General features: G+C 45.7%; 18 protein-coding genes. 12 read left to right on the top strand and 6 right to left on the bottom strand.

Annotated features, from left to right (window positions below; all coding sequences use genetic code 11):
- Positions 1–7: 7 nt before the first annotated feature.
- The 3 genes from BLV66_RS03880 (at position 8) to cbpB (ending at position 1718) form a co-directional block, all read left to right on the top strand.
- Positions 8–631 carry an XTP/dITP diphosphatase gene (locus BLV66_RS03880; protein ID WP_245826709.1) on the top strand — a complete coding sequence of 208 codons (624 nt, stop codon included), beginning with the start codon at positions 8–10 and terminating at the stop codon, positions 629–631.
- On the top strand, positions 632–1150 hold the full coding sequence (locus tag BLV66_RS03875; protein ID WP_086986827.1) for a metallophosphoesterase: 519 nt from the start codon (positions 632–634) through the stop codon (positions 1148–1150).
- A gap of 67 nt (positions 1151–1217) precedes the next feature.
- Positions 1218–1718: a cyclic-di-AMP-binding protein CbpB gene (gene cbpB, locus BLV66_RS03870; RefSeq protein ID WP_086986826.1), complete on the top strand. Its 501-nt coding sequence runs from the start codon at positions 1218–1220 to the stop codon at positions 1716–1718.
- 90 nt (positions 1719–1808) lie between these two features.
- On the opposite strand, the gene BLV66_RS03865 is transcribed toward cbpB, so the two are convergent.
- A complete protein-coding gene (locus BLV66_RS03865) occupies positions 1809–2714 on the bottom strand; it encodes a mechanosensitive ion channel family protein (protein ID WP_093114547.1) in 906 nt (301 codons plus the stop codon).
- A gap of 268 nt (positions 2715–2982) precedes the next feature.
- Between BLV66_RS03865 and BLV66_RS03860 the strand changes: the two genes are divergently transcribed.
- Both BLV66_RS03860 and BLV66_RS03855 read left to right on the top strand, forming a co-directional pair.
- Positions 2983–3456: a DUF948 domain-containing protein gene (locus BLV66_RS03860; RefSeq protein WP_086986824.1), complete on the top strand. Its 474-nt coding sequence runs from the start codon at positions 2983–2985 to the stop codon at positions 3454–3456.
- Between the two features lie 40 nt (positions 3457–3496).
- Complete coding sequence (locus BLV66_RS03855; protein WP_176974118.1) at positions 3497–3961, top strand: YtxH domain-containing protein; 465 nt, start codon at positions 3497–3499, stop codon at positions 3959–3961.
- 91 nt (positions 3962–4052) lie between these two features.
- Here the strand turns inward: BLV66_RS03855 and BLV66_RS03850 are convergent, their stop codons facing one another.
- A complete protein-coding gene (locus BLV66_RS03850; protein WP_086986822.1) occupies positions 4053–5162 on the bottom strand; it encodes a M24 family metallopeptidase in 1110 nt (369 codons plus the stop codon).
- Positions 5163–5388: 226 nt separating this feature from the next.
- Here BLV66_RS03850 and ccpA point away from each other — a divergent pair, with 226 nt between their 5' ends.
- Positions 5389–6399 carry a catabolite control protein A gene (gene ccpA / locus BLV66_RS03845; protein WP_086986821.1) on the top strand — a complete coding sequence of 337 codons (1011 nt, stop codon included), beginning with the start codon at positions 5389–5391 and terminating at the stop codon, positions 6397–6399.
- Positions 6400–6571: 172 nt separating this feature from the next.
- On the opposite strand, the gene BLV66_RS03835 is transcribed toward ccpA, so the two are convergent.
- Together BLV66_RS03835 and trhO are read right to left on the bottom strand one after the other, a co-directional pair.
- Positions 6572–9325: a transglycosylase domain-containing protein gene (locus BLV66_RS03835; RefSeq protein WP_086986819.1), complete on the bottom strand. Its 2754-nt coding sequence runs from the start codon at positions 9323–9325 to the stop codon at positions 6572–6574.
- Positions 9326–9469: 144 nt separating this feature from the next.
- On the bottom strand, positions 9470–10450 hold the full coding sequence (gene trhO, locus BLV66_RS03830) for an oxygen-dependent tRNA uridine(34) hydroxylase TrhO (protein WP_086986818.1): 981 nt from the start codon (positions 10448–10450) through the stop codon (positions 9470–9472).
- A gap of 173 nt (positions 10451–10623) precedes the next feature.
- Here trhO and BLV66_RS03825 point away from each other — a divergent pair, with 173 nt between their 5' ends.
- Positions 10624–11523 (top strand): diacylglycerol/lipid kinase family protein, encoded by a 900-nt coding sequence (locus BLV66_RS03825; protein WP_086986817.1) that lies wholly within the window; start codon positions 10624–10626, stop codon positions 11521–11523.
- 52 nt (positions 11524–11575) lie between these two features.
- Here BLV66_RS03825 and BLV66_RS03820 read toward each other — a convergent pair whose 3' ends face one another.
- Entirely contained in the window at positions 11576–13384 is a 1809-nt protein-coding gene (locus BLV66_RS03820; RefSeq protein WP_086986816.1) for a M3 family oligoendopeptidase, read from the bottom strand.
- Between the two features lie 108 nt (positions 13385–13492).
- On the opposite strand from BLV66_RS03820, the gene BLV66_RS03815 reads away from it, so the two are divergent.
- The 4 genes from BLV66_RS03815 (at position 13493) to BLV66_RS03800 (ending at position 15895) form a co-directional block, all read left to right on the top strand.
- Positions 13493–13990: a VanZ family protein gene (locus BLV66_RS03815; protein ID WP_086986815.1), complete on the top strand. Its 498-nt coding sequence runs from the start codon at positions 13493–13495 to the stop codon at positions 13988–13990.
- A gap of 66 nt (positions 13991–14056) precedes the next feature.
- On the top strand, positions 14057–14794 hold the full coding sequence (locus tag BLV66_RS03810) for a YebC/PmpR family DNA-binding transcriptional regulator (RefSeq protein WP_086986814.1): 738 nt from the start codon (positions 14057–14059) through the stop codon (positions 14792–14794).
- 249 nt (positions 14795–15043) lie between these two features.
- Positions 15044–15553, top strand: coding sequence for a DJ-1/PfpI family protein (locus tag BLV66_RS03805; RefSeq protein WP_086986813.1), 510 nt, complete (start codon positions 15044–15046; stop codon positions 15551–15553).
- 45 nt (positions 15554–15598) lie between these two features.
- Complete coding sequence (locus BLV66_RS03800) at positions 15599–15895, top strand: hypothetical protein (RefSeq protein WP_086986812.1); 297 nt, start codon at positions 15599–15601, stop codon at positions 15893–15895.
- A gap of 106 nt (positions 15896–16001) precedes the next feature.
- Here BLV66_RS03800 and BLV66_RS03795 read toward each other — a convergent pair whose 3' ends face one another.
- Positions 16002–16892 carry a YitT family protein gene (locus BLV66_RS03795; protein ID WP_245826708.1) on the bottom strand — a complete coding sequence of 297 codons (891 nt, stop codon included), beginning with the start codon at positions 16890–16892 and terminating at the stop codon, positions 16002–16004.
- Positions 16893–17058: 166 nt separating this feature from the next.
- Between BLV66_RS03795 and BLV66_RS03790 the strand changes: the two genes are divergently transcribed.
- Complete coding sequence (locus tag BLV66_RS03790; RefSeq protein ID WP_086986810.1) at positions 17059–17598, top strand: ATPase, T2SS/T4P/T4SS family; 540 nt, start codon at positions 17059–17061, stop codon at positions 17596–17598.
- The last annotated feature ends 56 nt before the right edge of the window (positions 17599–17654 follow it).

Genomic DNA, 17654 nt, shown 5'->3' with positions numbered 1-17654 from the left:
GGATAGAATGAACGCAACTGAAAAAAAGAAAATAGTGATAGCAACCAAAAATCCGGGGAAAGCCAGGGATTTCGCGGTACTTTTCGAACCGAAAGGCTATGAAGTCGTGACTTTGTTGGATTATCCCGAGATAGAGGATGTTGAGGAAACCGGTTATACGTTTGAAGCCAATGCGCGGAAGAAAGCTGAGACGATCGCTCGATTGTTGGGCATGACAGTCTTGGCGGACGATTCAGGTATCTGCATCGATGCATTAGATGGCCAACCAGGTGTGTTTTCAGCTCGTTTCGCCGGTGGAATGAAAAGTGACGCCGCCAATAATGCAAAGGTTCTTGCGATGCTGGGATCCCAGAAGAACCCGTCCAGAAAAGCACACTTCCATTGCACTCTGGTGTTGGCAAATCCGCATCGGGAGAGTCTGGTTGTCGAAGGAGATGTCGCGGGCGAAATCGCCGAGTTTCCGAGCGGAGACAATGGTTTCGGCTATGACCCATTGTTTTATTTGCCTCAGTTAGGCAAGACGATGGCGGAATTGAGCGATGTTGAAAAAAATCAGATCAGTCACCGCGCCAACGCCTTGAAAAATCTGGAAAAGAGTTGGGCTGCCTGGCTGGAAAAGGAAGCAGATTAGATGATAAAAATACTTGCAGTCAGCGACAGCCACGGCAATAAAGATATTCTGAACGAATTGGCCTTGCGGTATGCAAATCGGGTGGATCATTTTGTCCACTGCGGCGATTCGGAATTGAGCAGTTCCGATCTAATCTGGGGGATCATGTCCACCGTGATGGGTAATTGCGATTATGATTATCAAATGAACGACGAATACCGATTCCAGGCCGGCGACAAAAATGTGCTGGTGGTGCACGGGCACCGTCATTCTGTGAGAGGCTCCGTAGCCGGTTTGAAAGTAGCAGCCAAGCAAGCGAACGCTTCCTTGGTATTTTATGGACATACCCACATCGCCAAAGCGGAACAAGAAGAGGGCATCCTGTTCATCAATCCGGGCAGCATCAGCCAACCGCGAGGCACACTGACTGAAAAGACCTATTGCATCGTCACAATAGATGTTCATTCTGTCACAGTGACCTATTACAATGATCGCCATCAGGAGATGGTCGACCTGAACAAACAATTTCAAATGCTTTGATCACATGCAATAAAGGTGGCACTGACGTCTCAGACGCCGGATGAATACCTTTTAGGAGGAATTTAAAATGATTAGTAGCGAAGTAGCCGGGTTATTACTGGACAATGACGCGTGCGGGGATCTGATGATCCTTGGCGAAAATGTCGCCAATGTGCATTCTTCGAATAACCTGAACCATGCATTTTTAGTACTGTCCCAAGTGAAGTATTCTGTCATTCCCGTTTTGGATTCGAAGTCCCGCATCAAAGGACTGATTTCCATACCGATGATCATCAAGGCCATCACGGAAATCGATGCGATCCGCTATGACAAAATGGAAACACTCAAAGTGGAAGATGTGATGGACAGTAATGTACAGACCATCCATCCATGGACTGACCTTGAGGATATCCTGAACTATCTGATCGATTACAATTTCCTTTGCGTTACCGAAGATGACGGCAAGTTTATCGGCATCATCACGCGTAAAGAAATTCTGACAAGAGTGAATCACTTGGTACACGGCCTCCATCGCCTCTATAAATTTGAGAAAATCGAGGAGAAGGAAGAAGTGGTATCCGAAAGATAGATGTGGCTGTCTCCTTCAGCACCCACCCCACAACAAAAAAAGTGCGCATCGCCAAATCATTTGGCGATGCGCACTTTTTTGTTAAGCAGCTTATGCTTTCGGCGCGGTGTACGGCATAGCCGGAATTTGGATGCCAGCTTCCAACAGGGCTGAGCGGTAGCTTCCCAGGAACAGGTTTTGAATGGTGAACTGCTGCCCATTCAATGTATAAAAAACCACCCGATAGGCAAGTTGGCCATTCCCTTTATCGGTAATGCCGACAACATTCGGACCTTTGACGATCTCCGGATGTTCAGGAACAATCCTCTCGTTGACGGCATGGATGACCTGATCGACGGTATCGAAATCGGTATCCGGATACAAGAGAATATCAATCATTGCCCGCATATCATTTCGCGACAAATTGCTGATGGTCGTTATGGTATGGTTCGGCAAAAAATGCAATGTTCCATCAAAACTCTTGATTTGGGTCGTCCGTAGTCCTACGTTTACGACAGTGCCATCGATTCCGCCGATGACAACATGATCGCCGACATCAAATTGGGATTCCAGGATAATAAAGAATCCATTGACGATATCATTGATGAACTGTTGTGCGCCCAGACTGATAGCCAGACCCGCAAGACCAGCACCGGCAACCAATGTAGCGATCGGAACACCCATAATGGAAAGGACTCCGTAGGTCAAAAAGAAAAACAGAAGATAACGCAAACCATTTTCAGCTATTTTATAGATGGTGGTAGCGCGATTCTGCGTGATATGTTTGGTCAAGATTTGTTTTTCGAAAGTCCGGTGCAACACGTAATTGGATAAACGTTTCAAAGCAAAAAAGATGAGCAACAAAAAAATCAGGGTTATGCCTTTCGAAATAAACAGGCCCACAATCTCTTCCCAGGCGATGCTGTTCCACCATTTGACAAAAATGTTTGGATTCGTTACCACTTCCTCTATTAAATCTTGTGCAAGAGCACTGTCTTGTATACTTGCATCAATCATTTATATCCCTCATTTCTAAAACAGCTGTTTCCATTGTATCAAATTACAAGGTTTATGAAAATGAAGATAGGATTACGTTTCTTTGAAGAAAGCATGTCTAAAGCGGAGAAATCCATTTACAGCCGATTTGGCATTATCTAAAGGGGTTTCAATAGCATATCGGAAATGTCTATGGTATCATTTTATTATAAATGAAATAAATCTTATAAAAATTCGTACAATGCTTTGACAGATGTTAGTATGAATTAAGAAGGAGTGAGTACAAATAATGGGATATGGTGAAATTGCAGCTTTGATTGCTGCACTAGCTTTTGCGGTATTGGTGGTTTTCATCATCTTGGCATTGAGAAAAGTCACTGACATCTTAGGCGAAGTTGAAAAAGTTACCCAGGAAGCCAATAAAAGCCTGGCGGTCATCACAAAAGATGTCGATCACTTGTCAATCGAAGTTGAAGGCTTACTGAATAAAGCCAACACGTTGGTGGACGACCTGAACGGAAAAATCAGCAAGACAGATCCCTTATTCACCGCAATCGGCGATTTGGGTGTGACCGTTTCCGATGTTAACCAATCAACCAGAAATTTGGCAGTATCACTTAAAGGCGGAGGAAAAGGCGTAAAAAGCACATCGGGTTCCTCTACTGTCGGAAAGCTTGGGCGGACGGCAATGGCAATTGCCCGCCAACGGCAAGCGAAGAAAGAAACGAAGGACACGAAGGACACAAAGTTCAAAACTTACTAAAGAGCCAACCAAATCATAAACAAAAAGGAGAATGAATATTATGACAAAAAATAAAGGCGGATTTGTATTAGGGGCAATCATCGGTGGGGCAGCAGCAGCTATAACTGCACTATTGTTTGCGCCAAAACCAGGTAAAGAATTGCGTGATGACATCACTGAGGAAGTCAATAATCTGCTTGATACCGCACGTGATTACGCAGACATCGCTGTTGAGAAGGGCAATGAGTTCATGGATGTTGCCAAAGAAACTTCGGAAGACATTAAAATCAACTTGAAAGACACCACTTCTTCCATCAAAACGCAATTCACGGAAACGACCAAACATGTCGGTGATGATTTAAAGAAAGTGAAGGACGAAATCAAAGAGAAAGCCACTGATGTGAAAGAGTTTGCATCCGTTATCGCTGAGGAAGGCAAAGAAGAAGCTGCAGCTGTTACGGAAGAGAAAAAAGCCGCAGTGGAAGAAAAAGTTGAAGAAGTCAAAGACAGCGTGGAAAATATCTAAAAGCAACACAAAAAAACAGGCATGCTGCCTGTTTTTTTGTGTGTTATATTGTATCATTTGAGGAGTTATTCCGCTGTGCAAGTGTAACCAACTAATTGGTTAGTTTTGAATAGGCGTCGATGCCAGTGGGCGTATGCGTGAAGGATTCAAAGCCATCCGCACTCACAAATCCGCAATCCTCGACTCTGACCCCGATATCCCCTTCGATATAGATGCCTGGCTCGATGGAAAAACACATGCTTTCAGTGAGAACCATTTCATTGCCTTCCATGATGGATGGGTATTCATGTACGCCTTGACCTAAACCGTGACCCAGACGATGGTTGAAGTAGCGGCCGTAGCCCGCATCCGCAATAATCTTCCGCGCTGTGGCATCCAATTCGCCTGCGGTTATGCCAGGGCGAACTGCAGCCATCGCTGCATCATGGGCCGCCAACACCAAATCGTAGAGCTCTTGTTGGTGCACAGATGGCTTGTCACCAAAGAAGAGCGTGCGTGTCACATCACTGGCATAGCCCTCGTGCATGGTTCCCAGATCGAACAGCACAAACTGGTTTAGCTTGAGCTTGGTGTCGCCGGGAACCCCGTGAGGACTGGCTGCATTTTCGCCGAACAGCACCATGGTGGTGAAACTCATTTCGGCTACGCCTCTTTTTTTCAGTTGGTATTCAATTTCTGCTACGACTTCCAGTTCAGTGATGCCCTCGCGTAGCGTATTAGCGCCTATTTTGAGTGCTTCGTCAGCCCATTGGCCCGCTTCCTTCATGAAGCTTAGCTCATGTTCCGTCTTGATCAGGCGCATTTTTTGAAGCGTTTCGCTGATGTTATGCTCAAAAGTTGCTGTCGGGAAATTTGTCTGCAAAGCTTCCATGCGTTCAACAGTCAAGAAATCTTTTTCGATGGACCAGTCCGATAGCGGCGAATGACGCTCTTTTATACTGGTTGCCAGCACAGTCCAAGGATCTTGCGTATCCATGTAGCTGACCACATCAAAATCAGCAGCGGTATTCCGCGCATCATTTTCTTCCAGCGCAGGGACAAACAGCAGGGGTTTTGCATCCTTAAATAAAATGGCCGCCAAAATCCTTTCATGTGGATCGCTTTTGTATGAAGAAACGTAAAAGACATTTTTAGGGTCATTAAGAAACACGATATCGATATCTTGTTTTTTCATTAAATTGATAATGGAGTTTAAAGGCATTTTTAATATGACACCTTCCTTTCTTTAGTATTATAGCATATAATGAGGGTTCGATTTTTGATAATTGCAATGTGAAATTTTCATGAAAACTTTTATAAAACGCTTGCATATCTCATGAAACAATGGTAAATTCTTTATAAGCTTGTAAAACAATCAATATTTACAACATTATGTTGAATAATGGAAAATAAAAAATTGAAAACAATTGAGATAAGGAGCAACATAAATGGAAAAACAAACGATTACAATTTACGATGTCGCTCGCGAAGCAAATGTCTCCATGGCAACTGTTTCCCGCGTAGTGAACGGTAATCCCAACGTAAAACCATCCACAAGGAAAAAGGTATTGGAAGTCATTGAACGTTTGGATTACAGACCGAATGCTGTTGCCCGTGGTTTGGCAAGCAAGAAAACAACTACAGTAGGGGTTATTGTCCCTGATGTCACTAACTTATTCTTCGCATCTTTGGCACGCGGAATCGATGATATCGCAACAATGTACAAATATAATATCATTTTAGCGAACTCTGATCAGAATGACCAGAAAGAAATTCAAGTATTGAACACCTTACTTGCTAAACAAGTGGATGGCGTCATCTACATGGGAAACAAGATCACAGATGAGTTGCGCGCAGAATTCTCTCGTTCCAAAACGCCAGTCGTTCTGGCGGGAACAATCGATCCTGAACAACAAGTTGGAAGCGTCAATATCGATTACATCGGCGCAACCGAAGAAGTTGTAGCGAACATGATTGCGAACGGCAAGAAGAATATTGCTTTCGTATCAGCATCGCTTTCCAATCCAATCAATGGTCAGCATCGCCTGAAGGGATACAAGAATGCTTTGGTCAATGCAAATATTGCTTTTGATGAGGCTCTGGTCTTTGAATGCGAGCCGACTCTTCAAAATGGGGAACTATTGGCTGAACAATTACTTGAAGCCGGAGTGGATGCAGCATATGTAGCTGGTGATGAACTTGCCATCGGCCTACTAAATGCTATCATCAATGCAGGTGTCAACGTCCCTGAGGAGTTTGAAGTCACTGCCAGCAACAATTCCCGCATTACTGAAATGGCGCGTCCAAAATTGACGTCCATCATGTTGCCGCTGTATGATATCGGCGCTGTTGCGATGCGTTTGTTGACTAAAATCATGAACAAAGAAGAGATTGATGAAAAATCCATCATCCTTCCTTACAAAATCGTCAACAGAGGAACAACATTACCTAAAAAGTAATCGGTCCGTCCGAAAGACAATCAAGCCCAAAAAGCCTTGCATCCGAAATAGATGTGGGGCTTTTTTCTGTCCCTTACAGAAAAGGATTGGCTGGAAGTACTGTTGTTTCGACAGACCAAGTAAGTAGGGAACAGCAAATGAAAAAGCTGCCCCGATTGGGACAGCCATTAGCTTATTCTTCAGTTGCAGGCGTTTCTTCAGTCTGCGGGGATTCTGCTTCAGTTTCTGTTTCTTCAATTGGAGCGTCGGTCTCCGGATCGGCAGGTGCCTCTTCTTCAGCAGCATTATCTGCAGCGTTATTTCGGTTTGCCGCTGAAGCAGACGATGCTGCGGCCGCATTGCGCCTTGCTGTTGCTTCAGCCAGATAGTTGTCCCAAAAGTCTTCCAGGTCTTTATCTGTAGCGCCGGGAGAGAAATAGTAGGAGATTGTTTTCGGTAAATCATCAGCTTTGAACAGATCAGTCCTTGTACTGCCGTTAAGGGTGACGGACAATCCGTTCGCAAACGAAACGGTTCCCGCCAACGTTCCTGTTTCAGCCAGTACTGATTTTTCGACAATCCCTTCCGGTTGCTGATGTGTCTGATCAGTGCCGAGAATGCCCGGATTGATACTATAGATCTTGTTGGCGATCTGGGACCAGTAATTCAGATTTCGCCCGGTCGGAAGTCCTTGATTGTTAGGGTCATAAAAGACATGTTCCCCTTTGTAATTGTCATAACCCATCCAAGAACTAAGCGTGATGGTAGGGGTGCTGGCGATGAACCAGATGTCGCGGTTAGCTTCCGATGTTCCGGTCTTTCCGGCCCAATCAGCGCTGAAATTGAGATAATTGTTTATCGACCGACCTGTACCATCGGTTATGACATCGCGCAGAATGTCCAAAGTCAGATAAGCGGTGTCTTGCGAGAAAACCTCAGTCGCTTCGGACTCGTGCTGATAAACGACGTCCCCGTGCTTGTCCGTAATCGTTTCGATCAGATAAGGCGAAATATGCTCGCCTCCGGTTGCGAAGGTCGTGAATGCGCTGGTTTGTTCCAAAACGGTAGGGCCATCATTTGTTGCTCCGATCGCCAAGGATGGATTGCCGTATTCTGATTCGTCGATCGAGGTGATGCCCATTTTTTCCAAATATTGCCCAGGATTCATCCCTTTGTCGTTCATAGCGACATAGAGCTTGATTGTGGGGTTGTTTTTTGATTGGTATAGCGCTTGGCGAGCGGTCATATAAGTATTGGAAATGGTGTCGCCAAAGTTTGTAGGCTCCCATAGTGTGCCATCGGGCTGTTTGATGCTAATTTTTGTATCAGGCACCATCGAAGCAGGGTAGATCAGGTTTTGTTCGATTGCCGGTGCATAGACAAGCAACGGCTTGATTGTGGAGCCAGGGGAGCGGTTGGTACTGAAAACGTGGTCCACTTGATTGACCGAGAAATCACGGCCTCCAATGAACCCAATGATTTTCCCGGTCTGGTTCTCGATCAATACACTACCTGTTTGGGCAAGCTCAGTAACTTCCTGCGTAACCCCATCTGCATCAACATAAGTATCCACGAATGTTTCTCCCAAAATTTGCCCGTAATCTGATGCGACTTCCTGCATTCCATTGTAGATGTCTTTGTCGATTGTGCTGTACACATTGTAGCCTGACAAACGTAACGTGTTGTCCGCATTAGCGTAATATTCGTTGTACAGTTCGGTGTCCGCTTCCAGATCCTCCAAGGTAAGGTCATTCCCGGCAGCTGCCTGCTCCATCAGCACGAGGATCGCCTCACGTTCGACGGCTTGATAGAGGTAACTGTTCCTGTCCTCTTGCGTAGCATGGGCAGCTACGAAATCTTGGGTTATGTCGTATGCGATTGCAGCATCATATTCTTCCTGCGTGATGTAGCCTTCGCTGAGCATCCGGAAAAGCACTGTATTTTTGCGGTTCAAGGCTGCAGTCAAATCTTCCTTTCTTTCGCCATATTGCGTGAAAGGGGTGTAGGTATAAGGATTCTGCGGAATCCCCACCAAGAATGCAGCCTGGGCCAAGGAAACATCGGCTGCGTGGACGCCAAATATGCCGTTGGCGGCTTCCTCTATTCCTGCGATATTGGAACCGCTGCTGTTTCGTCCAAAAGGTGAGACGTTCAGGTAAGCTGTCAGGATTTCATCCTTTGTAAAGAAATTCTCTAGCCGCAAAGCCAATAAAATTTCATTAGCTTTGCGGGAAAAGGTTACCTCATTCGTCAATATCTGCTGTTTGACGAGTTGTTGTGTCAGGGTAGAACCACCGCTTTGGCTACCGAATCCGGTCAACTCAGTCACTAGCGCCCTCAAAATTGCCTTCGGCACAATCCCATTATGCTCATAAAAATTTTCGTCTTCCGTTGCAATGAGCGCTTCTTTGATGATCGGAGAGATGCTTTCCGATCCGATAGTGGTCCTGACCAAGTCGGTCCGTATTTCTGAAATGGCTTCGGTGTTTGCGTAGTACATAGTGGAAACAAGTTCAACATTACCGATGTCTTCCGCCATGCTTTCGTATGTAGGAGCAGTCTCTTTTGAAATCAAATTGGCAAAGTACCCCAATCCTACGCCACCGCCAAATATGCCCAACAGGAGCACCAATAATATGATTCCGGTTGAAATGTTCCGGATAACACCAAAAAAAACATTGAAACCGAACGCTCCTTTTGAAAGAAGAGGTTTCACGTTTGTTTCCGTTTCCAGTTTCCGTTTCATTCTACGAAAAGTTACTTTGCTTTGATCTATACGTTTGTGAGTTTTTTGCTCCCAAAGCAAGGCTTTATCCTTTGTTTTTGCAGCATTTTCTTTTGTGAAAATCCGCTGGAGGCTACCGTTTATCGATTGCCCAAGACGTTTAAAAAAATCGCCGGTCTTTTTCAGCCATTTTTCTGCTTTATTTCCATCTGGATTGTTCATATATTCCCTCTTTCCTTTTCAGGTGGTCACTTATCAGTATAACAAAAAAGCTTTGCCCTGACTATTACATAGCATGAACAATCACTAAGTCGGAGGAAACCAAAAAATCAGCAAGGAATAGTCTCCTGGCTGATTCAGTTGCTATTATGCTGTTGGTGCGATTGAACGCTCTAATGTCTCTCCGATTGCGGCCAAGCGCTCCGCCAAGTCAGACTCCGTCAATTGATTGCGCTGAACATAATAATTCGGCTGGTGAACGCGGCATTCATGCGAGCAGCTGCGCATATATTTGTGTTCATTATCCTCGGAACACAGCATTCTACGGTTGCAACTTGGATTGGCGCAATTCGCGTAGCGTTCGCATGGCGTTCCGTCGAACCAGTCTTTTCCGACTACGACATGTTCGATGCGATTGATATTAACACCTATGCGTTCATCAAATACATACATTTTTCCATCCCATAGATCGCCTTTGACCGTTTCGTCTTTCCCGTAGGTTGCGATCCCGCCATGCAGCTGACCGACATCTTTAAAACCTTCCTTGACGAGCCATCCCGAGAATTTTTCGCAGCGGATTCCGCCGGTGCAATAGGTCACGACGCGTTTTTCCATGAATTTTTCTTTGTTTTCGCGAATCCATTGCGGCAATTCGCGGAAGTTTTCTATATCGGGACGGACAGCGCCGCGGAAGTGGCCAAGGTCGAACTCGTAGTCGTTGCGGGCATCGATGACGACTGTGTTTTCGTCAAGGATAGCTTCACGGAACGCTTCCGGGGACAAGTATGCGCCAGTCATTTCGTTTGGATCAAGGTCGTCTCCTCCTAGGTGTAGCGATACGATTTCCTGGCGAGGACGGACAAACATCTTTTTGAACGCATGGCCGTCCGTCTCATCAATTTTGTAGGTGATGTCGTTGAAGCGGAAATCAGCGTTCATGTGCTCAATGTACGCTTGCGTCTGCTTAATCGTCCCAGAAACGGTTCCGTTGATGCCTTCTGGTGCGACCAAAATTCTTCCTTTTAAGCCGATTTCTTTGCAGAATCGTAGATGTTCTTGCGCGAATGTTTCTGCATCCTCTATCGGTGTATATTTATAATAGAGTAGGACACGATATTCTTTTGTCATACTGCTCCCCCTAATTCAATGTGCTTTACTTCGAACGTTATGAAATTATACACATTTTGTAAGCGGAAAGCCAAGAATATGCTCAGTGACGAAAAAAGAACGTCACGCTTTATAGGGGAGATGTTGCATGCTAAACTTACAGTGGACATTTTAAGAAAGCGAGGGATAGTAATATGGGCATTTGTACACTGATCGTAAATCCGTCGTCCGGCGGCGAACAAGCTACTGGCTATTTGGACTTGATGCGGGCGCAGTTGAGCGAAATGTTTGAAGAGGTCACCGTCAAAGACACCAAAAAACAGGGAGATGCCGAACAGTTTGCATATGAAGCGGCAAACCACGGCCATAACGCGGTTTTCTGCATGGGTGGTGATGGAACAGTCAATGAAACCATTAATGGGTTGGCGTATGCCGGGAAAACCGTATCTTTCGGGTTTGTTCCATTAGGTACTGTAAATGACCTTGCAAGAGCGATTGGTATCCCTTTGGAACCGGAACAGGCTATCGCAATGTTGGAGAATGCAGCCTTGATCGATCTGGACATCGGCAAGGTCAATGATCGCTATTTTGTGTCGAATGTCGCTGCTGGTGCGATCCCCGAGGCTGTCGAAGGGGTCAGCGCAGAAGAAAAAACAAAATATGGTCCGCTGGCTTATTTCATAGAAGGTGGAAAAGCATTAGCGAAACAGACCATGCATCGCTTCCGCATTACAGTGGATGGAGAGACCTTTACACAGGAATCGCCACTCATTCTGATTGCTCTGACAAATTCAATCGCCAGCTTTGAAAGTTTCATGCCACAAGCAAAAGTCGATGACGGCAAGATTAGAATGGTTGTTTTCAAGGGGTTTAACCTGCTGGACTCGATGAAATTATTGCCGAAAATCATCAGAGGCGAAATCAAAAATTCAGATTCTGTCATCTACAAATCATTCAAACAGGCCACTATCGCTCTTGAAGATAGCGACAGTTTGATCACCAATGTCGACGGTGATAAAGGCCCTTCATTTCCGCTAAAAATCGAGATACTGCCTTCCTTCATCAAAGTTTACGGGCCGGCAGCCTTTGTATAAAAACAAATCCCTACGACCGATGTAATTAAGGTCGTAGGGATTTGTTTTGTCCTCAGATGTATTTTTCGGTCAAACGCAGAAATTCTTCCACGTCTCCCGCCATGATCTCCAAGCCTTGGTTCCAGAACTCCGGTTGCGTGATATCGGCAGCAAGATGCTTCATCACCAGCTCTTCCGTCGTCATAGATCCGGTATCCCGCAGCAGTGAAATGTAGGTTTCTTCAAAATTATCGGTCTGCTTCAGCGATTGTGCGTAAATACCAAGACTGAACAGGAAGCCAAACGTGTAAGGGAAGTTGTAGAATGGTACATCATCGATGAAAAAATGCAGCTTGCTCGCCCAGAATAGGGGGTGATAGTCACTCAAATTCTCTTGGTAAGCCTCCTTCTGGGCAGCCTCCATCAGACCGGACAAACGTTCTGCCGTGACAAAGCCGTTCATCCTTTCGGTGTAGAATGATTTTTCAAAAAGATAACGGGCATGGATATTCAGGAACATGGCCGTCGCATTTTCGAGCTTCGTATTGAGCAAGGAAATTTTTTCTTCATCGCTGTTTGCTTCCCTGACAGTAGCAGCGCTGATGATTGTTTCCGCAAAAGTCGATGCCGTTTCGGCAACGTTCATGGCGTAGCGCGTGTTCAGATCAGGCAGGTCGCGCATCACGTGGGAATGGAAGGCATGACCAAGTTCATGGGCCAATGTACTCATATCGCTTGCAGAACCCGTAAAGGTCATGAAAATGCGCGATTCTTTCGATTCCGGATAATCTTCGCAATAGCCGCCAGGTCTTTTCCCGGATCGGTTTTCGGCTTCAATCCATCGGTTCTTGACGGCCTCCAAGGAAAAGTCAGCCAGTTTGGGACCGAAGGAGGCAAAGTGTTCGATGATGTAATCGACTGCTTCGTCGAAGCTGAAGGTTTTTGATTGGAAACTGCCGAGCGAAACAGGGGCATCGACATCATACCAAGCCAATTTATCCTTGCCCATCAGGGCGGCTTTGCGGTCCAGAAAAGAAAGGAAAGGCTGTTTGTTCGCGCTGATGGCTTGCCACATCGTATCCAAGGTCTCGCGTTTTATACGGTTGTAACGCAAAGGCTCCGCCAAGAAATCCTTATCCTGGTGCGCCTCAAAATCCGCCAAACGGAATCCTTGCAGGTGATTCAGTGTATCGGCGAATGCAGGCGCAAGGGATCCCCAAGCTTTTTCCCATTCGACGAAAATTTTTTCGCGCACGCTCGGATCGGGGTCGGCATACATCCGGTTCATTGCTTGGCCGGCGGACAGTTCACTCAAATTTCCGTCAACTTCCTCAAAGGGAATTTTGATGAAGGATACGAGCGTGTCATAGTGCGCGCTCCAACCATTGAAACCATCGACACGTAAAGTTGCCAGCAAGGCTTCTTCCCCGTCTGATAAAAGTCGGCTGCCTTGTTGGCGCCATTCCGACAGGGCGAATGCAAGTGTTGAAAAGGCGGGTTTTTCCACCAATAGATCCCAATCGTTTCCCTTGATTCCGGTTACTTTTTTCTTCAGTGTCGTTTGAATAATCGTTAATTTGCTGTACAATTGAATTATTCGCGCGTGGATTGCGCTCGCATTCAAATCCGAGACATCGGCTGATTGGATACCCGTTATGTAGCTGTTGCATTGCATCAAGGCTTTTGCGTACAGTTCTTCGTAATGAAGCAAATCCTGAAAAACAGGATATTCCGGTTTATCTTGTTCAGGATCCCAAGCGTTTGCAGCGGATCCAAAATCCTTCAATCCGGCTTGAATAGATTGTATCTTTTCTTGGAGTGCGAGTGAAGAACTTCCGCCTTCAAAAAATGAGTCCAGATCCCAGTTAAGGCTATATTTCATGTTTTTCATCCTCTCAGGCTGAATTGTCTAACTTAATGCCATAAATACATTATATCCATTTTCACCAAAAATAAATAAGGAATTCTCATTAGGGAAGGAAAAAACTACATGCAAAGAGAACAGAAGAGCAATTCATACATAGTGGGAGCAGTTTTGATTATGGGTTATCTCTATTATCGCGCCACTTTCCAACAAGATTTTTATACTTTACCGAATATAATTTCGAATCTTCTGCAGTCGCAACCACTCTCCGGCTTTTTCGCAACGTTCACCTTCCGATACGGGGAGCAGTTGATCAGCATGGAGGCATTGGGCTATTTCGGTTTTTTGGGATTCTTCGGCAGCAAAATCTGGTTGTTCCTTTCCTATTCAATCTTGGCTTACCTTTGGTACGGCGGACTTTCCGGTAAGATGCGGGATGCATTTACGCCAATAATTGTGGCGCTGTTGCTTTCCGTCAGTTATGCGGCTGCAGATGAATTTCACCAGTCGTTTGTGTCTCCGACATTTGCGATGAAAGAAGACGTTGTTTTGGCAAGCACAGGAGCAATTTTGGCGATAATCGCGGGTTGGTTCTTCCTGACAGCCAGAAAAGGCAGAAAGTGAATTGCCATAAGCGGTTACTTTTGATAAAATGATTGAGTAAATTAATAGATGAGAAGAGGGATCTGAATGTCAGGACATTCAAAATGGAGTAAAATCAAAGGCGCAAAAGGCGCTGCAGATCAAAAACGAGGTAAAATTTTCCAGAGATTATCGAAAGAAATTTATATGGCTGCAAAAAACAGCGGTCCGGATCCCTCATCTAACCCGAGCCTGCGCATGATCATCGATAAAGCGAAAGCGGCGAACATGCCGAACGACAACATCACACGCGCCATCAAAAAAGCAACATCTGCTGGAGAAGGCGAAAACTATGAAGAAATCACTTATGAAGGCTACGGCCCTAACGGTGTGGCTGTTTTGGTCCATGCTTTGACCGACAACCGCAACCGCACCGCCACAAACATCAGAGTCGCTTTCAACAAAAACGGAGGATCTTTGGGAGAATCCGGTTCGGTCAGCTACATGTTCGACCGCAAAGGTTATATCGCAATTGAGCGCGAAGACTTGGAAGTGGATGAAGACACGATGTTGATGAGCGTGTTGGAAGCCGGCGGGGAAGAGTTGCAGACGAGCGATGAAGTATTCGAGATTTACACAGATCCTACCGAATTTGATGCGGTTTGTGAAGCATTGAAGGCAGAAGGCTACATGCTGGCCGAAGCGGAAGTCACGATGGTTCCGCAAACTTTGTCGGCTATCGCAGCAGATAAAGAAACGCAATTCAGAACGATGCTGGAAAAGCTGGAAGAAGATGATGACGTCTCCGAAGTATTCCACAACGCTGATTTGGACGACGAAGAATAATATTTTGCAGAAAATCAAAACCGGTTGCCCTTCTTTGTCAAATGACTATGAAGGGCAACCGGTTTTTTCTTCGGATGCTGCCGGGGTACCTCGAAGCGCCAATTCTGGTCCTGAAATCGCTTTCTCGTCTGGCTTGTAGTATAATTTAGGTAGCCAAAGTCGAGTTTTCCTTGGACTTTTCGATCACGGCTCTTAAAGAGTAACTATCATTATCCGATCGGGATAAACAACGAATGGGGGAATAGCCGTATGGCAAAAGTAATATTTGTGATTGCACCTGAGGACTTCCGCGATGAAGAATTATTCATAACTCAGGAAGAAGTTGCAAAATGCGGACATGAGATGTGGATCGCCAGCCACAAGACCGGGACTTGTATGGGTGTGCATGGCGGGATTGCGCAGTCAGATCTATTGGTTGAGGATGTCGATACGACCATTTTTGATGGAGTGGTGTTCATTGGGGGAAAAGGAAGCCGCGTTTTCTTTGACGATCCGCACGCTTGGATGTTGGCGCAGGCGATGAATGGACAAGGCAAAATGGTTGCAGCCATCTGCATCGCACCGGTCATCTTAGCGAACGCCGGTTTGCTGAAAAAGAAGAATGCGACTGTTTTCGAATCCGAGATAGCAGCTATCGAAGCCAAAGGGGCATTTTATTCTGAGTCGGGTGTGACAGTGGACGGCAATCTCATCACTGCTAGCGGTCCGGATCAAGCAAAACAGTTTGGGCTGGAAATCTGCAAGTTTTTAGCGGGCTAAAGCGGAAACACGGCTGTTGGTGAGGAATTGGAGGCGGCAAGGGATATGGAAGAGCTGAAAGCCAGAATCGAGCTGTTGAAGGAAAAGGATCCCGTCAAAATGCAGGACCTAGAAAGGAAGTACGGATTGCTGAAGTTCGAGTTGCTAGAAGCGAAGAAAGCAGTCGAGCTGCAGGAAATCGCCCTTGCGGATGTGAAAGGCGAATGGATCAAAGATAATTCGGATGAGAACCTTGCCGTTATGCGCGAGGAAGAACAGAACCTGAAGGTTGCCAGATTGAACTACACCGCTGCGGTGGAAAAAATGGACATCATGAAGACCGTCGTTTTTCTGCTTTCCTGACAAGGTAAACTTTTTTTAAAACAAGATATCGTTCAAAACGAAAAAGATCGGAAAGGGACCATTCAAAATGTCCTCACCGATCTTTTTTTATGCAGTTTTTTTGTGATCATTCCGACTGCTCGTCGATGAAGTCGTTGATTTTTTGTTGATAATGCTCATCCGAAATCAAATACGAAAATCCTTCGCCGATGACGCTTTGAGCTTCACTAATGGTGAAGAAAGCCTTCGGATCGATGGCCGTCACAATCCGGTTGAGAGGCATCAACTGTTGTCTATTGACGACAATTAAAATTACCTTCTTCTGACTTTTGGAGTAATAGCCTTCCCCTTCCAAAAAGGTCATACCGCGGCCGATTTTTTTATCGATTGCCTCAGCGATTTCCTGATGCCGCTCCGAGATGATCAAGACCTGCTTCTTCGGATTGAACCCTTCCAGAATGAAATCCAGCACTTTCGTTTGCACATAGAGATGCACGACAGTCAAAACGACATTCTCAAGGCCGATAACGAAAATGGAAGGTCCGACGACGAGTAGGTCCAATACGACCAGTGCGACACTAGTGCTCCAACCGAGATATTTATTGAAAATCAAAGCGATGATGTCGGTCCCGGCCGTGGAACCGCCCGCCTGCATCACAAGGCCCAAGCCTGTCCCAACCAAAAATCCGGAGCAAAGCGGTGCCAGAATGATTGTTTCCATCGGGTAGCGCCAAACCGCCGTCAGATAGAGAAACACCGACATCAATAGCGTGGCCAGAAGCGTCAGTCTCATGGTCGATTTTTCCAAAAAGCGGAATCCAATGACCAGGATGATGGCGTTCAAAACGAAACTCGTGATGGCTACAGGGATATCCATCGTATAAAAGGCCAACAAACTAATACCAGTCACACCACCCTCGCCAAGATGATTCGCAACGGAAAACATATTGATGCCCACCGCGAACAGAAATGTTCCGATCGTAATCAAAAAAATCGATCCAGCAACGTTCTTTTTCAAACAATTCACCTCCATTGTATTGAGTGGTCTTCTATGTTTTTGCTTATGAGACCGCTATTTAAGCCAATATAACATATTTTATACTAAGTTTCCCGTCGGATAAAGAGCAGACGGGAGGATTTCGCAGAAGCTATAAGTGACGGCAAAATAGAAATGAGGTGATGATATGGAAGAAAAAGCAGAGAGCCTATTGGCGGATGCGATGCGGCTGGGTGTTTCCGATATCCATCTGCTCCCTTACGAAGACCATTATGAACTCTTTTTCCGGGTAAGTACCGGATTGTCGAAAGTATCCGAGTATACAATCGAAAAGGGTGAACGACTGATTTCCTATTTCAAATTTCTTTCGAACATGAATGTGGGAGAAAGGCGAAAACCACAATCCGGAGCTGTCAGGTACCGGCTGAACGGCAAAAAAATTGAACTGAGGCTGTCCACCATCGCCAATTTCCGCTACCAAGAGTCGCTCGTCATCCGCATGCTGTATGCCAATCCGGGTTCAGAGCCGAGTTTGCATGCATTTTTTCCGGCCCAAGAGGCGGAGTTGCTCGAACTGTTGGACCACAAGAGCGGGCTGGTGCTGTTTTCCGGTCCTACCGGCTCCGGCAAAACGACCACCATCTATCATTTGTTGCGCAGAAAATATGCCGATGAACCGCTGCAGATCATTACGATGGAAGTATTTGTTTTTGGGCGCGTCCGTTGATATGACAACACCTAGGATGATAATCAAAGTGTTAAGGGGCAGAAAAGGGGCAGAGT

This window comes from Trichococcus collinsii (assembly GCF_900107505.1).
Classification (GTDB): Bacteria; Bacillota; Bacilli; order Lactobacillales; family Aerococcaceae; genus Trichococcus; species Trichococcus collinsii.
This window is presented reverse-complemented; position numbering and strand designations above follow the sequence as displayed.

Bases quoted from the DNA above. Each gene is read 5' to 3' on its own strand.
- BLV66_RS03880 (WP_245826709.1), top strand. From the start codon at position 8: ATGAACGCAACTGAAAAAAAGAAAATAGTGATAGCAACCAAAAATCCG.
- BLV66_RS03875 (WP_086986827.1), top strand. From the start codon at position 632: ATGATAAAAATACTTGCAGTCAGCGACAGCCACGGCAATAAAGATATT.
- cbpB (WP_086986826.1), top strand. From the start codon at position 1,218: ATGATTAGTAGCGAAGTAGCCGGGTTATTACTGGACAATGACGCGTGC.
- BLV66_RS03865 (WP_093114547.1), bottom strand. From the start codon at position 2,714: ATGATTGATGCAAGTATACAAGACAGTGCTCTTGCACAAGATTTAATA.
- BLV66_RS03860 (WP_086986824.1), top strand. From the start codon at position 2,983: ATGGGATATGGTGAAATTGCAGCTTTGATTGCTGCACTAGCTTTTGCG.
- BLV66_RS03855 (WP_176974118.1), top strand. From the start codon at position 3,497: ATGACAAAAAATAAAGGCGGATTTGTATTAGGGGCAATCATCGGTGGG.
- BLV66_RS03850 (WP_086986822.1), bottom strand. From the start codon at position 5,162: ATGCCTTTAAACTCCATTATCAATTTAATGAAAAAACAAGATATCGAT.
- ccpA (WP_086986821.1), top strand. From the start codon at position 5,389: ATGGAAAAACAAACGATTACAATTTACGATGTCGCTCGCGAAGCAAAT.
- BLV66_RS03835 (WP_086986819.1), bottom strand. From the start codon at position 9,325: ATGAACAATCCAGATGGAAATAAAGCAGAAAAATGGCTGAAAAAGACC.
- trhO (WP_086986818.1), bottom strand. From the start codon at position 10,450: ATGACAAAAGAATATCGTGTCCTACTCTATTATAAATATACACCGATA.
- BLV66_RS03825 (WP_086986817.1), top strand. From the start codon at position 10,624: ATGGGCATTTGTACACTGATCGTAAATCCGTCGTCCGGCGGCGAACAA.
- BLV66_RS03820 (WP_086986816.1), bottom strand. From the start codon at position 13,384: ATGAAATATAGCCTTAACTGGGATCTGGACTCATTTTTTGAAGGCGGA.
- BLV66_RS03815 (WP_086986815.1), top strand. From the start codon at position 13,493: ATGCAAAGAGAACAGAAGAGCAATTCATACATAGTGGGAGCAGTTTTG.
- BLV66_RS03810 (WP_086986814.1), top strand. From the start codon at position 14,057: ATGTCAGGACATTCAAAATGGAGTAAAATCAAAGGCGCAAAAGGCGCT.
- BLV66_RS03805 (WP_086986813.1), top strand. From the start codon at position 15,044: ATGGCAAAAGTAATATTTGTGATTGCACCTGAGGACTTCCGCGATGAA.
- BLV66_RS03800 (WP_086986812.1), top strand. From the start codon at position 15,599: ATGGAAGAGCTGAAAGCCAGAATCGAGCTGTTGAAGGAAAAGGATCCC.
- BLV66_RS03790 (WP_086986810.1), top strand. From the start codon at position 17,059: ATGGAAGAAAAAGCAGAGAGCCTATTGGCGGATGCGATGCGGCTGGGT.